This window comes from Actinomadura sp. 6N118, assembly GCF_044326415.1.
GTDB lineage: Bacteria > Actinomycetota > Actinomycetes > Streptosporangiales > Streptosporangiaceae > Spirillospora.
Genome location: NZ_JBIRAZ010000001.1, coordinates 122,587 through 135,901, shown reverse-complemented (window position 1 = coordinate 135,901; position 13,315 = coordinate 122,587). Strand labels below are relative to the sequence as shown.

Here is a 13,315-nt window from a genome sequence, read left to right as displayed (position 1 = left end):
TCGTGGGAGCGCTCCCACAAGTGATCGAGGCGAGAGGGGTCCGGGGAAATGAGACGCGGGCTGACAACAGGGATCGCCACCGTACTGGCCGGGCTGCTGACCGTGGCGGCGGCCGGCTGCGGTGGCGACGACGACGGCGGTGGCAAGGCGGGCGGCAACATCGAGCTGACCGTCGACGTTTTCGGTGAGTTCGGTTACGACCAGCTCTACAAGCAGTACGAGGCGGCACACCCGAACGTCAAGATCAAGCAGCGCAAGGTCGACACGCTCGACAACTACAAGCCGCGTATCCAGCAGTGGATCGCGACCAACAGCGGTGCCGGCGACATCGTCGCGCTCGAAGAGGGCATCCTGCCGCTCTACATGCAGCAGAAGAACAAGTTCGTCAACCTCTTCGACCACGGCGCCAAGTCGTTGCAGAACAATTTCCTGCCCTGGAAGTGGCAGATGGGCCTCAGCCCGGACGGCCAGCACCTCATCGGCCTCGGCACCGACATCGGGCCGCTCGGCATGTGCTACCGGAAGGACCTGTTCAAGAAGGCGAATCTCCCGACCGAGCGTGACGCGGTCTCCAAGCTCTGGCCGACCTGGGACGCCTACTTCCAGACCGGGCAGAAGTTCACGGGCAAGGTGTCCGGGAGCAAGTGGCTGGACGGACCCACCGCGATCTTCCGTACGACCGTGCTGCAGAACTCCGGTGCCGGACCGGGCTACAGCTTCTTCGACAAGAGCAACAACCTGGTCTTCGACACCAACCCGGCCATCAAGACCGCGTTCGACACGGCACTGAAGTTCGAGCAGGCGAAGATGACCTCGGACTTGTCGATCTTCACGCCGCCGTGGCAGACCGCGCTCAAGCGCGACACGTTCGCCACGATCCCGTGCCCGTCCTGGATGCTCGGCGGCATCGAGGAGTTCTCCGCGGGCTTCGGCAAGGGCAAGTGGGACGTCGCGGCGGTGCCGGGCGGCGGCGGCTACTGGGGCGGCTCGCACCTGGCGGTGCCCAAGCAGACCAAGCACCCCAAGGAGGCAGCCGACCTCGCCAAGTTCCTGACCAACCCGCAGGGGCAGGCGGCCGCCTACAAGGACAAGAACGTCTTCCCCTCGTCGCCGCAGGCGGCCCAGGACCCGACGGTGTCCGGCAGCAAGAGCGCCTACTTCAGTGAGGCCCCGGTCGGCAAGATCTTCGGCGACATGGCCGCCCAGGTGAAGCCCGTCTACCTCGGCCCGAAGAACGAGGACGTGCGGTCGGCGGTCGAGAACGTCCTGATCGCTGTCGGCCAGGGCAAGGTCAAGCCCGAGGAGGCCTGGGCCAAGGCGGTCGAGGCCGCCAAGAAGGCCGCCAGGTAGTCCCACCGGGCAAATCAGCCAGGCGAAACAGTCAGGCTGATCAGCCGGGCAAATCTGCCAGGCCATCCCAAGCCGCGGCGGTGGTGCCGTGATCGAGCAGGACGATCCAGCACCACCGCCGCCCCCACCCGTCCAGCCCCCAACACGTCGAAAGGAGGGCGTATGAGCGTGGACCTTCGCACCACTCGGAACGGCGGCCCGCCGAAGGCCGCCGAGCCGCAGGACCCCCGCCGGACATGGCGGTCCCGGCTGGCCCGGTTCGACCTGAAGGCCTCCCCCTATCTCTTCATCTCGCCGTTCTACCTGGTCTTCCTGGTCTTCGGTGCGTTCCCCCTCATCTACACGCTCTGGGTCTCCCTGCACGACTGGGGGCTCGCCTCCGGGACGCGCAAGTGGGTCGGCCTGGACAACTACAGCTATCTCCTCGGTGACGAGGACTTCTGGCACGCCGTGGTCAACACGGTCGGCATCTTCTTCCTGGCGACCGTTCCGCAGCTGCTGCTGGCGCTCTTCGTCGCGAACGCGCTCAACCGGCGGATGCGGTCGCCCACGCTGTTCCGCATCGGCATGGTCGCGCCGCTCATCACCTCGACCGCCGCCGTCGCGATCGTGTTCACCCAGCTCTTCGACCGTGACTACGGGTTCGTCAACTGGGGCCTGGACCTGGTCGGCATCGGCGCGATCGACTGGCAGGCGAGCCGCGGCTGGTCGTGGGTGGCGATCTCGGCGATGGTCAACTGGCGCTGGATCGGCTACAACGCGCTCATCTACCTGGCCGCCATGCAGGCGATCCCCAAGGACCTGTACGAGGCGGCGGCGATCGACGGGGCCTCCCGGATCCGGCAGTTCTGGCAGATCACCGTGCCGATGCTGCGTCCGACGATCATCTTCACGGTGATCATCTCCACCATCGGCGGGCTGCAGTTGTTCACCGAGCCGGTGTTGTTCAGCGTCGGCACCCCCAACCGTATGGACGGCGGCCCGGTCCACCAGTTCCAGACCGTGACGATGTACATGTTCGACAACGCGTTCGGCCATGACCGGTACGGCTACGGCGCCACCGTCGCCTGGGCGCTCTTCCTCCTCATCATCGTCTTCTCCCTGATCAACTTCGTGTTCGTGCGGCGCACCGGAGGGACCAAATGACCACGCGCACGCTCCCCATGCGCGGCCGGTCCGGGCGGACCCCGGCGCGTCGGCTGCGCACCCTCTGGGACGCCAGCCCGCTCACCTACCTCACGCTGATCGCGGCGCTGGCGCTGTCCATCTTCCCGATCTACTGGATGATCGTCGTGGCGACGCGCACGAACGACGTCGTCTCGGACGTGCCCCCTCCGGTCCTGCCGGGCGGGAAGCTGGGCGACAACGTGAGCCGCCTGTTCGGCACCGAGGACGTCTACTTCGCCAAGGGCCTGATCAACTCGTTCATCGCGTCCGGCGCGGTGACGATCTCGACGGTGTTCTTCGCCTCGCTCGCCGGGTTCGCGTTCGCCAAGCTGCGTTTCCGCGGCAAGAACGGGCTGCTGCTGACGATCATCGCCACGATGATGATCCCGGTGCAGATGGGCATCGTCCCGCTCTACATGATCATGGTGGAGCTGGGCTGGCAGAACCAGCTGCAGGCGGTCATCGTGCCGTTCCTGGTCACCGGGTTCGGCGTGTTCATGATGCGGCAGTACGCCGACCAGGCGGTGCCCGACGAGCTGATCGAGGCGGCCCGCGTCGACGGCTGCACGACGTTCGGCATCTACTGGCGGGTCGTCCTGCCCGCGCTGCGGCCCGCGGCGGGCGTGCTCGGGCTGTTCACGTTCATGCAGACCTGGAACGAGTTCATGTGGCCGTTGGCGGTGCTGACCCCCGACAACCCCACCGTGCAGTTGTCCATCAACAACTTGGCCAACGCGTATTTCAAGGACTACACGCTGATGTTCGCCGGGACGACCATCGCCATCCTCCCGCTCCTCGTCGTGTTCGTCGTGTTCGGCCGCCAGATCATCGGCGGAATCATGGAAGGTGCGATCAAGGCGTGACCTCCGTACAGCACAGCAACAGCGCGTCGCCGGTCGCCGCTTTCCCCGCGGGCTTCCGCTGGGGAGCCGCCACCGCGGCCTACCAGATCGAGGGCGCCGCCGCCGAGGACGGCCGCGGCCCGTCGATCTGGGACACCTTCTGCCGCACGCCCGGCAAGGTCCTGAACGGCGAGAACGGCGATGTGGCCGTCGACCACTATCACCGGTTCCGCGACGACGTGGCGCTCATGGCCGATCTGGGCCTCACCGCCTACCGGTTCTCGATCTCGTGGCCGCGGGTCCAGCCGTCCGGCGCGGGCAAGCTGAACCAGGCCGGCATCGACTTCTACCAGCGGCTGGTGGACGAGCTCCTGGAGGCGGGGATCGAGCCCTGGCCCACGCTCTACCACTGGGATCTGCCGCAACAGCTCGAGGACGCGGGAGGCTGGCCCGAACGCGAGACCGCCTACCGGTTCGCCGACTACGCCGGGCAGGTCGGGGCCGCCCTCGGTGACCGGGTGCGGCAGTGGATGACCATCAACGAGCCGTGGTGCGCCGCGTTCCTCGGGTACGCGTCCGGCGAGCACGCGCCCGGGCGGCGGGAGCCGGCCGCGTCCCTGCGCGCCGCCCACCACCTGATGCTCGGTCATGGGCTGGCGGTGGAGTCCATGCGCGCCCGCCATCCGGACAACCGGTTCGGCGCCGCCGTCAACCTGTACGCGATCTCGCCGGCCAGCCAGGCGGAGGCCGACCTGGACGCGGCCCGCCGCATCGACGGGATGCAGAACCGCTTCTTCCTCGACCCGCTCCTGCGCGGCGCCTACCCGGCGGACGTGCTGACCGACCTGGAGGGGCTCGACTTCGACGCCGCCATCAAGGAAGGCGACCTGGCCACGATCAACCAGCCGATCGACCAGCTCGGGATCAACTACTACTCGCGCTTCACCGTGAGCGGCACCCCGGGCGACGCGACACAGGCGGTGTCGTCGCCGTTCTCCTCCCACTCCCCCTGGGTGGGCAGCGACGGCGTGCGGTTCGTGGACGGCGGGCGGCCGGTCACCGGCATGGGCTGGGAGATCGACGAGAGCGGCCTCCACGAGGTCCTGACCCGGCTCCACCGCGAGTACCCGGCCGTCTCGCTCTACATCACCGAGAACGGCGCCGGTTACGACGAGTCCCTCACCGACGGCACCGTCAACGACGGTGAACGGATCGCCTACCTGGACGCCCATCTGCGTGCCTGCCACTCCGCCATCGCCGAAGGCGTTCCGCTTCAGGGCTATTTCACGTGGTCATTGCTGGATAATTTCGAATGGGCATGGGGGTACTCGAAGCGGTTCGGCCTGGTCCACGTCGACTACGCCACTCAGCGCCGGGTGCCCAAGGACAGCGCGCGCTGGTACGCGGCAGTGATCCGGCAGGGCGGATTGCCGGATCACCGTTGACAGGCCGCGCCCGATGAAGGGGCCGGAACGACACGATGAGGGGCCGATGACGGTGCGGCGCGCGCAGCAGGCGCGCCCCACCCTGGAGGAAGTGGCGGCCCGGGCGGGCGTCGGCCGGGGCACGGTCTCGCGGGTCATCAACGGTTCGCCGCGGGTGAGCGCGCAGGCACGCGAGGCCGTGCTGCAGGCGATCGACGAGCTCGGCTACGTGCCGAACCGGGCCGCCCGCACCCTGGTGACCCGGCGCACCGACACCGTGGCGCTCGTGGTGGCCGAGTCGGAGCAGCGGCTGTTCGACGAGCCGTACTTCGCCGGCATCATCCGCGGCATCAGTTCGGAGCTGAACGCCACCGGGCTGCAGTTGCTGCTCGCGCTGGCCCAGTCACCCGACGAGTACGCCCGCCTGGAGCACTACCTGACCGGGCAGCACGTGGACGGGGTCCTGCTGACCTCGCTGCACGGCGACGACCCGCTGCCCGCGAAGCTGGAGGCCAGCGGCGTGCCGACGGTGCTCGGCGGCTGCCCACCGGGGTTGTCCCCGGTGAGTTATGTGGACGTCGACAACCGCAAGGGTGCGCGTCTCGCCACCGAGTACCTCCTCGAAAAGGGACGCCGCCGGATAGCGGCCATCGCCGGTCCGCAGGACATGGGGGTGGGCGTCGACCGGCTCGCCGGCTACCGCGACGCGCTCGCGGCGGCGGGCATGCCCGAACTGGTCGCCTACGGCGACTTCAGTGAGAGCAGCGGGGTCACGGCCGCGGCGGAGTTGCTGGACCAGGCGCCCGACATGGACGCCGTCTTCGCCGCCGACGACCCGATGGCACTGGGCGCCATGCAGGTGCTCCAGAAGGCGGGCCTGCGGATCCCGGACGACGTCGCGGTCATCGGGTTCGAGGACTCCGCCCGGGCGCCGCTCGCCGACCCGCCGCTGACCACGGTGCACCAGTCGGTCGAGAACATGGGCAGGGAAATGGCCCGGCTCCTCATCGCCCGCATCCGAGGCGAACGGGTGACCGATCCCGTCGTCATCCTGGAAACGCACCTGGTCCTGCGCGCATCGGCCTGAGGCGGCCTAACGCCAGGCGACCCGCTGCCGACCGCTCTCGTGGCGGCGGCAGCGGGTCGTTCCCGTCAGCGGATCATTTCGGTCAGCGGGTCGTTCTCGTCAGCCCGCGGTGCAGCTCTGGTCGTTGAGAGAGAAGGTGCCGGGCGCCGAGTTGGTGCCGGTGTACGAGCCGTTGAAGCCGATGGTCGTCGAGGCACCGGCGGCGAGCGTCCCGTTCCACGACTCGTTCGTGGCCGTCACGGTCGCGCCGGACTGGGCCCAGCGCGCGTTCCAGCCATGGGTGACCTTCTGGTCGCCGGGGAAGGAGAATTTCAGGTTCCAGCTGTTGATAGCGCTGGAGCCGGTGTTGGTGATGGTGACGGAGCCGGTGAAGCCGGTGTTCCACTGGCTGGCCACCTTGTAGGCGATCTTGCAGGAAGTGGGGTCACCGCCGCCCGGCTTACCGCCGAGTGCCGTACGGAGCGCGGCATAGGCGGGCTTGGGCCTGAGGTTCTCGTCGTACGGGAGCGCGGCGCCCTCTCCGGGGAAGACACCCGGGATCCACGAGTACTTGTCGGTGTAGTCCCACACCGTGATCCCGACGCAGCGGGAGACCGCCAGGCACGCCTTGGTGACGTCGGAGTACCAGGTGGCCTGGGTGGCGAGCTTGCTGGCGTCCGCCGGGAGGATCATGCGGATGTCCAGCTCGGTGATGGCCACGTCCACGCCGAGATCGGCGAAGCGCTGCAGGTTCTCCTGCATCCTGTTGGGGAAGCCGTACTGCAGCGCCAAGTGTCCCTGGAATCCGACGCCGTCGATCGGAACGCCCTGCGCCTTGAGCGACTTCACCAGGTTGTACATGCCGTCGCTCTTCGCCCCGAGCCCGTCGGTGTTGTAGTCGTTGATGTAGAGCTTGGCGCCGGGGTCGGCCGCGCGGGCGGCGCGCAGCGCGTCGGCGATGTAGCTCTCGCCGAGCGTCCTGTAGAAGACCGAGTCGCGGAATGTGCCGTCCTCGTTGAACGGCTCGTTGACCACGTCCCAGTGCGCGAGCTTGCCCTTGTAGTGGGAGGCCACGGTGGTGACGTGGTTCCGCAGGATCGAGCGCAGCTCGGCGGCGGAGAAGCCGCCGTTCGACACCCAGTCCGGCAGCTGGCTGTGCCAGACGAGGGTGTGCCCGCGCACCGACTGGTTGTTCCGCTGTGCCAGTGCGACGACCTCGTCGCCCTTGGCGAAGGTGAACTGCCCTCGCTGTGGTTCGGTGGCCTCCCACTTCAGCGAGTTGCCGGGTGTGATCGAGTTGAATTCGCTCCCCAGGATCGCGACGTAGGGGGCGTCGGTCAGCTCGGGGTTGTCGGTGGCCGAACCGAAGTACCGGCCCTTGGCTGCGGCGAGCTCACCCAGTGTCGGTTCCGCGGCCTGCGCGGGCGGGACGGCGAGCGCCGCCAGCACGGCGAACCCGGAGACGAGAGCGAGAAGGAGCCTGGAGAGACGGACCCTGAAGAGACGGGATGGCAACGTCGAGGGGTGGGGCGGGAGCATCGATACGCCTTTCTGCGTGTGGAAATGCGAATCGGCCCCAGATATGGGAGCGCTCCCATATCGCCTCGACGATAACCCGTCCCGCCTGCGCTGTGAAGGCCCGCAGCGGTCCAGAAAAACCGATCTTCGCCGGCAACCTTCCCGCGGCGCCGAGCGACTTGCCCTACGGAACCATCCCTGGGGAATCCGCTCTGAACCCGGGCGTTCCGCCGCCCGCCCCGCGGCCCCTGGGGCGGGCGGCCACCGTCAGTGTCGTCGCCTCTCAGTGTCGTCGTACGAGCGAGCACGCGTACCGGTTGCGGTCACGGCCTTGACAGGAATCGGGGGGCCTCTTCAGTCTATTTGGGAGCGCTCCCATAGCTGTGGGAGCGCTCCCACGTCGCTGAACCGACGAAGTGGAGGACGGGGTGTCGAGGTTAATGCTGGAGGGGCCGACCGATGACGTGGTCCGGAACGGGACACGTCGCTGGGCTCCGCATCTCTGGTGGATCGCCCTTGCCGTGGGGGTGGGCGGTGCCGCGTTCGTCTGGCAGGGGACGTCCCATCGGAGGGAGATCGACGCGGCATGGGAGCTGGCGGTCAAGCTGATCGCGTTCGCCTGCCTGTGCTGCGCGATCGCCCTCTTCCCATGGGCGTCGCGTCGGCTCTACTGGCTGCTGTACGTGCCGTTCATCTTCTTCACCGGCTACCTGATCCCGCGGGTCAGCTGGTTCTACTACGGCGACACCGGGCGGGAACAGCCCGACGACTTCTACACCCACCTCTACCTGCTGCTCTACCCGGGTCTCGTGCTCACGGTCGCGGCGGCCTACCGCCTCGGCGGCGGCTCACCCGGCCGTTGCCTGAAGGTCATGGCGACCGGCATCCTCATCGTGTTCTCCGGCTTCCTCGACCTCATGTGGTACACGATCAACCCGGTCGACCGGCCCGACGTCATCGACGCCCCGCACATCAACCTGTTCACCGGCGGGCCGATCTCGTTCGGCGCGACGATCCTGTTCGCACTGGCGCACGTTCCGGTGATCGTGGGGGTCAACCTGCTTCCCCTGGATCGCTGGATCGGCCGCCTGCTCGGCGCGGGGGTGGCGCATGGTGACGACCGCTGAGGCCATCGGGATCGCCGAGCCCATCGGAATCTCTGTGGCCGCGCCCGCCTACAACGAGGCGGAGAACATCGCGGCCGCGGTGACCGAGTGGCGGGACTACCTGGAGCGGAATCCGGCGGTCGGCGCCTGGGAGATCGTCGTGTGCGACGACGGGAGCACGGACGCCACGCGCGCCATCCTCGACGCCCTGCCCTGTCCGGATCTCATCGTCGTCGGCCTCGACCGCAACCGCGGCGCGGGCGCAGCCATCGCCGAGGCGATCGCGCACACCCGGCTGGACTGGGTGGTGCTGCTGGACTCCGACGGCCAGTTCCCAATCGCCAACCTCGACCGGTTCATCGAGCGCATCCAGACGGGGGGCGGGGTGGCCTACTCGGGGGCGCGGATCAGGAAGGCGGACGGGCTCCCCTACCGGTGGGGCTCGGCCGCCAGCGGCGCGGTGAGCAACCTTCTGCACCGCACCCGCTACCGCGACTTCAACTCGGTGTTCAAGGTGGTGCACGGCCCGTTGTTCCGGTCCCTGCGCCTGGAGTCGGCCGGGATGAACTGCTCGACGGAGATCACCGCCCGGGTGACGGAACTCGGGTACCCCTGGGTGGAGATCCCGATCGAGCACCGGGAACGCGGCGGCGGCAGCCGCGGGTGGCGGTTCTGGCGCGGGGCCCGCGACCGTGCCCTGGTCGTGGCGTACCTCGGCTATCACCACTGGCTGGTCCGCCGGGGCGTGCTGCGCGCCTCATCGGCCGGGACGGAGGGAGAGCGATGAGCCCGCGCCGTCCCGGCCGGTTCGACATCGCCATGTTCAACGGCGGCCGAGGCGGAGCACACATCGTGCGGCGCCTGCTGCGCACACCGGGTGCCGGATTGTCCCTGCTGATCAACGGATACGACAACGGGTTGTCGACGGGCGCGCTGCGCCGCTATCTGCCCGGGATGCTGGGGCCGTCGGACTTCCGCAAGAACCTGGCGCTCCACCTCAATGCCGGCGACCCCCCGCAGGCCGCGCTCATCTCCGTGCTGGAGCATCGCCTGCCGTCCGGGACCACGGCCGGTGATCTCCGCCGTCTCGTCGACGCGCTGGTCTCCCCCGGGCGCGGGGGCCTCGAGGCGTTCGCGGCCCTGCCAAAGCGGGCCCGCGCGACGATCGTCCGCGACCTGTCGGCCTTCCGCCACCGGCTCGACCAGAATCCCGGCGGGCTCGACCTCGGCGACTGCGCGCTGGGCAATCTTGTCTTCGCCGGTTCCTACCTGCGTTCCGGCGGGGACTTCAACGCCGCGGTGCGCGCCTGCGTCCGGACGTTCCGGTCGCCGGCCCGCCTCCTCAACGTGACCAACGGTGAGAACGCCTACCTGGCCGCGCTCAAGGAGGACGGGCGGCTGCTCGCCGACGAGGCCGACCTGGTGGCGCCGCAGGACGGCGGCGCCGTCACCGATCTCTTCCTGCTCCGGGAACCGATGACGGCGCGGGACCGCGCCGAGCTGGAAGGACGGCCGACCGAGCGGATCCGGCGAGCCCTGGCGGACCGCACGGCTACTGTCTCGCCTAACCCCGAGGCGCTGGAGGCGATCCGGGAGGCGGACCTCATCGTGTACGGCCCGGGTACCCCGCACTCGTCGCTGTGTCCCAGCTATCTCACGCCCGGCGTGGCGGACGCGATCGCGGGCGGCCGGGCCGAGGCCAAGGTGTTCGTCGTCAACCTCCGGGAAGACCACGACGTCCAGGGGCTGAGCGCCGCCGGGCTCGTCGATCTCACGCTGTCCTACCTCGGCGACCCGCTCAACGAGCGGGGAACCATCACCCATGTCCTGTGCCACCGGGGCGGCACCCCGCAGCCGGGCGTCCCGGCAGCACCACCGGGACTCGCCGGCGGCGGCACCTGGGCCGGGGCGACGTGGATCATCACCGACCTGGAGGACCCCGAGCGGCCGGGCACGCACTGCGGGCACCGCGTGGCGGCCGTCCTCGCCGGGCTCGCGGGGCTCACCGCCGTGCCCGGCGAAGTGGCGCTGGCGGCGGCCGGATGAGCGCGCGGGACACGGCGATCGCCGGGCGGCGCGTCTGGTTCTGCGATCTCGACGGCACGCTCGTGGACTCCGCACCCGTCCACAGAGCGGCCTTTCACGCCGCGCTCGCGGAGGTGGCGCCCGCCCTGCTCGGCTCGTTCCGGTACGACGCCGTCGCCGGCGCGAGCACGGTGGACGTGGTCGCGGCGCTGGGCGCCGCCCCCGGGGTGGCCGAACACCTCGTCCGGCGCAAGCAGGAGCTCTATCGCGGTCACGTCGACGCGGGCCGCGTGCGGGTGCTTCCCGGGGCCCGGCGGCTGCTGAACCGCCTGACGGGGCGGGGCTGCACGGCCTACCTGGTCACCAGCGGCAGCCGCGGGTCGGTCGAGCGCGTCCTGGCCGCCTCCGCCCTGGGCGGATTCTTCTGTGGCGTCCTCACCGCCGACGACGTCCCGGCGAGCAAACCCGACCCGGGCTGCTATCGGGAGGCCTGCCGCAGGTGGGCCCCCGACCCGGCCGACGCCGTCGCCGTCGAGGACTCCGCCGCGGGGGTCGCGTCCGCCGTGGGCGCCGGGCTGCTGACGCTTCAGGTGCACGCGGCGTCCCCGGCCCCTGGGGCGGTGCCGCTCGACGACCTGAACGACCTCGTCGCCCTGCTCGATGCGCCAGTCCTCGATTCAGGAGGTGAACGGCGGTGACGCGGGCTGTGACGCGGCAGAGCCTGTGCGCCGTGATCCCGGCGGCCGGGCACGGCACCCGGCTCGGTGGCACCGTCCCGAAGGTCATGCTGGAGATCGCCGGTGGTGTCACGGTGTGGCATCTCCTGTACCGGCGACTGCGCCCCTGGGTGGACCATGTCCACGTCATCGTGTCGCCAGAGGGGGAAATCCCGTTCCGCCGTCTCATGGACATCGACATGGAGACGGGCGAGATCGAGCACGGCACCGTATCGGTGAGCGTGCAGGAACAGCCGACCGGCATGGGCGACGCCATCTTCGGCGCGGCCGGCCATTGGCAGTCGTACGACGGGATTCTGGTGGTCTGGGGTGACCAGGCGAACCTGTCCTCGGCCACCGTGGGCGAGGTCGTGCGCGTTCACTCTCAGGTCTCCGCGCGGCCGGTCCTCACCGTCCCCCTGGTCCCCATGCCGGATCCGTACGTCGAGTACGACCTGGAGTCCGGCGAGTTGCGGCGGGTGCGGATGTCCCGCGAGGGAGATCGATGCCGGCCAGGCGGCCTCAGCGACGTGGGGGTCTTCTGCCTCAGCACGAGCAGTGGCGGCCTACGGCAGTCATGGGAGCGTTACCTGGCTGAGGCGGTACCGGGCGCCGTCACCGGTGAGATCAACTTCTTGCCCTTCCTGCCGTACCTCGTGGGGGTCCACGGCTGGGAGACACGGGTGGTCCCGGTCGCCGATCCCACCGAGGCGCGCGGCATCAACACCAGGGACGACCTGGAGTTCGCCCGGCAGGTGTTCCAGCAGTGCGCGGACTGACGGTGGCCCGCCGCCCGGCCGGAGACCTGCGGGAACGGGCGGCGCGCGCACTCGGCGGGCACGGGTGGGCGGCCGGTCCGACGCTGCTGAGCACCCTGGCCAGCGGCACCGCGGCGGCCACGACCCTCGTGATCGCCGGGTTGACGGGCGCCGCGGAGTTCGGTCAGTACACCGTGGTGGTGTCGATCGCCCTGATCGTGACCGTCGGCATGCTGATGAGCCTGCATTACGTGATGTTCCAGGAGCTGCCCCGGTCCGAGCCGGCGGCGCACCCGGCCCTGATGACGACGGCGTTGTTGTCCACGCTCGTGCTGGGCACCGGCCTCCTGCTGCTGACCGTGCCGTTCGCGCCGCTGCTGGCCGTACCGCTCGGCGTCGGCTCCCAGACGGTGTGTCTCGCTGTCGCGCTGGCGCTGTCCATGACCCTGAATCAGCTGACCGAGAGTTTCCTGCGCGGGCTGAAGCGGTACGCGTTCGTGGCCACCCTGAAGCTGGTCGTCGCCGTGGTCTACCTGGCGGGCTCGGTGTTCTGCCTCCTCGTGCTGGAGGTCCGGGACGCCGACCGCTACCTCGCCGGGCTGATCGTCACGAATCTCGTCTTCGCCGCCGTGGCGGTGGCGGGCCTGGGGATCACACCGCGCGCGTGGTCATCGGCGCTGGCGCGTTCGCTGTACCGGCACGGCGCGTACGTGACCGTCATCGCGGCGTTCACCGGCGTGCTGTTCGGGATCGACGTGATCTTCCTCAACCACTGGGCGAGCCGGACCGACGTCGGCGTGTACTCCGTCTACAGCGGCTTTCCGCGGCGGCTGCTCGGGGTGGTGTTCTTCGACGGGATCGGGCTGATCCTCATGCCCACCCTGGCGACGATGGACAAGCCCGATCTGTTCCGCCGCCTCGCGCGGATCGCGCCGTCCGCCGGTGCGGCCACCGCGCTGGTGTCGTTCGCGGCGGGCCTGGTCTTCTTCTTCCTGCTCCGCGGTCACTACCCGTTCTCGCCGGTGTTGCTGGCGCTGTCCGCGGCCGGGATCGGCCTGCACGCGATCTTCCATGTCTACGCTGCCGCCCTGTCGATGGGGGGCGTGCGCGGAGCCAGGGTCCTCATCGCGTGCCTGGTCGCCGGCACGCCCGTCACCCTGGCATGCCAGCTGGCCTGCGTCGCGTGGTGGGGGCTCATCGGTGCGCTGGTGGGCTTCGCCCTGACCAACCTCGTTCTCGTGACCATAGTGATCATCGCCGCCGGCCGCGCGTATCCGCAGCCGGCGGCCGGCGGCCGGAGCATCGGAGACAGCGCAGTGAGGCCAGAACAGTGAGGTCGGCAC

12 protein-coding genes are annotated in these 13,315 nt (G+C 69.5%); 11 read left to right on the top strand and 1 reads right to left on the bottom strand.

The window, feature by feature from the left end:
* The first annotated feature begins 48 nt into the window (after window positions 1–48).
* From ACH34W_RS00525 to ACH34W_RS00505, 5 genes are all read left to right on the top strand, one after another.
* Window positions 49–1,350: an extracellular solute-binding protein gene (locus tag ACH34W_RS00525; protein WP_395958625.1), complete on the top strand. Its 1,302-nt coding sequence runs from the start codon at window positions 49–51 to the stop codon at window positions 1,348–1,350.
* 162 nt (window positions 1,351–1,512) lie between these two features.
* Window positions 1,513–2,496 (top strand): carbohydrate ABC transporter permease, encoded by a 984-nt coding sequence (locus ACH34W_RS00520; RefSeq protein WP_395958624.1) that lies wholly within the window; start codon window positions 1,513–1,515, stop codon window positions 2,494–2,496.
* Entirely contained in the window at window positions 2,493–3,380 is an 888-nt protein-coding gene (locus tag ACH34W_RS00515; RefSeq protein ID WP_395958623.1) for a carbohydrate ABC transporter permease, read from the top strand. The genes ACH34W_RS00520 and ACH34W_RS00515 overlap by 4 nt, the downstream gene beginning before the upstream one ends.
* On the top strand, window positions 3,377–4,804 hold the full coding sequence (locus ACH34W_RS00510) for a GH1 family beta-glucosidase (protein ID WP_395958622.1): 1,428 nt from the start codon (window positions 3,377–3,379) through the stop codon (window positions 4,802–4,804). The genes ACH34W_RS00515 and ACH34W_RS00510 overlap by 4 nt, the downstream gene beginning before the upstream one ends.
* Window positions 4,805–4,850: 46 nt before the next feature.
* The gene (locus tag ACH34W_RS00505) at window positions 4,851–5,870 is read left to right on the top strand and encodes a LacI family DNA-binding transcriptional regulator (RefSeq protein ID WP_395958621.1); all 1,020 of its coding nucleotides are present in this window, start codon (window positions 4,851–4,853) and stop codon (window positions 5,868–5,870) included.
* A gap of 99 nt (window positions 5,871–5,969) precedes the next feature.
* Here ACH34W_RS00505 and ACH34W_RS00500 read toward each other — a convergent pair whose 3' ends face one another.
* Window positions 5,970–7,388, bottom strand: a complete 1,419-nt coding sequence (locus tag ACH34W_RS00500) for an endo-1,4-beta-xylanase (protein WP_395958620.1) — start codon at window positions 7,386–7,388, stop codon at window positions 5,970–5,972.
* A gap of 419 nt (window positions 7,389–7,807) precedes the next feature.
* On the opposite strand from ACH34W_RS00500, the gene ACH34W_RS00495 reads away from it, so the two are divergent.
* The 6 genes from ACH34W_RS00495 to ACH34W_RS00470 are packed head-to-tail and all read left to right on the top strand — an operon-like array spanning window position 7,808 to window position 13,306.
* Complete coding sequence (locus ACH34W_RS00495) at window positions 7,808–8,494, top strand: hypothetical protein (RefSeq protein WP_395958619.1); 687 nt, start codon at window positions 7,808–7,810, stop codon at window positions 8,492–8,494.
* Window positions 8,478–9,260, top strand: coding sequence for a glycosyltransferase family 2 protein (locus tag ACH34W_RS00490; protein WP_395958618.1), 783 nt, complete (start codon window positions 8,478–8,480; stop codon window positions 9,258–9,260). The genes ACH34W_RS00495 and ACH34W_RS00490 overlap by 17 nt, the downstream gene beginning before the upstream one ends.
* Window positions 9,257–10,519 carry a 2-phospho-L-lactate transferase CofD family protein gene (locus ACH34W_RS00485; protein ID WP_395958617.1) on the top strand — a complete coding sequence of 421 codons (1,263 nt, stop codon included), beginning with the start codon at window positions 9,257–9,259 and terminating at the stop codon, window positions 10,517–10,519. Before ACH34W_RS00490 ends, ACH34W_RS00485 begins: the two co-directional genes overlap by 4 nt.
* Window positions 10,516–11,196, top strand: a complete 681-nt coding sequence (locus ACH34W_RS00480) for an HAD family hydrolase (protein ID WP_395958616.1) — start codon at window positions 10,516–10,518, stop codon at window positions 11,194–11,196. The genes ACH34W_RS00485 and ACH34W_RS00480 overlap by 4 nt, the downstream gene beginning before the upstream one ends.
* Window positions 11,193–11,993, top strand: coding sequence for an NTP transferase domain-containing protein (locus ACH34W_RS00475; protein ID WP_395958615.1), 801 nt, complete (start codon window positions 11,193–11,195; stop codon window positions 11,991–11,993). The genes ACH34W_RS00480 and ACH34W_RS00475 overlap by 4 nt, the downstream gene beginning before the upstream one ends.
* Window positions 11,981–13,306 (top strand): lipopolysaccharide biosynthesis protein, encoded by a 1,326-nt coding sequence (locus tag ACH34W_RS00470; protein ID WP_395958614.1) that lies wholly within the window; start codon window positions 11,981–11,983, stop codon window positions 13,304–13,306. The genes ACH34W_RS00475 and ACH34W_RS00470 overlap by 13 nt, the downstream gene beginning before the upstream one ends.
* Window positions 13,307–13,315 lie beyond the last annotated feature (9 nt).

What these genes read in the sequence shown, in the direction of transcription:
- ACH34W_RS00525 (WP_395958625.1), top strand. Translation starts at nt 49, where the DNA reads ATGAGACGCGGGCTGACAACAGGGATCGCCACCGTACTGGCCGGGCTG.
- ACH34W_RS00520 (WP_395958624.1), top strand. Translation starts at nt 1,513, where the DNA reads ATGAGCGTGGACCTTCGCACCACTCGGAACGGCGGCCCGCCGAAGGCC.
- ACH34W_RS00515 (WP_395958623.1), top strand. Translation starts at nt 2,493, where the DNA reads ATGACCACGCGCACGCTCCCCATGCGCGGCCGGTCCGGGCGGACCCCG.
- ACH34W_RS00505 (WP_395958621.1), top strand. Translation starts at nt 4,851, where the DNA reads ATGACGGTGCGGCGCGCGCAGCAGGCGCGCCCCACCCTGGAGGAAGTG.
- ACH34W_RS00500 (WP_395958620.1), bottom strand. Translation starts at nt 7,388, where the DNA reads ATGCTCCCGCCCCACCCCTCGACGTTGCCATCCCGTCTCTTCAGGGTC.
- ACH34W_RS00495 (WP_395958619.1), top strand. Translation starts at nt 7,808, where the DNA reads ATGCTGGAGGGGCCGACCGATGACGTGGTCCGGAACGGGACACGTCGC.
- ACH34W_RS00490 (WP_395958618.1), top strand. Translation starts at nt 8,478, where the DNA reads ATGGTGACGACCGCTGAGGCCATCGGGATCGCCGAGCCCATCGGAATC.
- ACH34W_RS00485 (WP_395958617.1), top strand. Translation starts at nt 9,257, where the DNA reads ATGAGCCCGCGCCGTCCCGGCCGGTTCGACATCGCCATGTTCAACGGC.
- ACH34W_RS00480 (WP_395958616.1), top strand. Translation starts at nt 10,516, where the DNA reads ATGAGCGCGCGGGACACGGCGATCGCCGGGCGGCGCGTCTGGTTCTGC.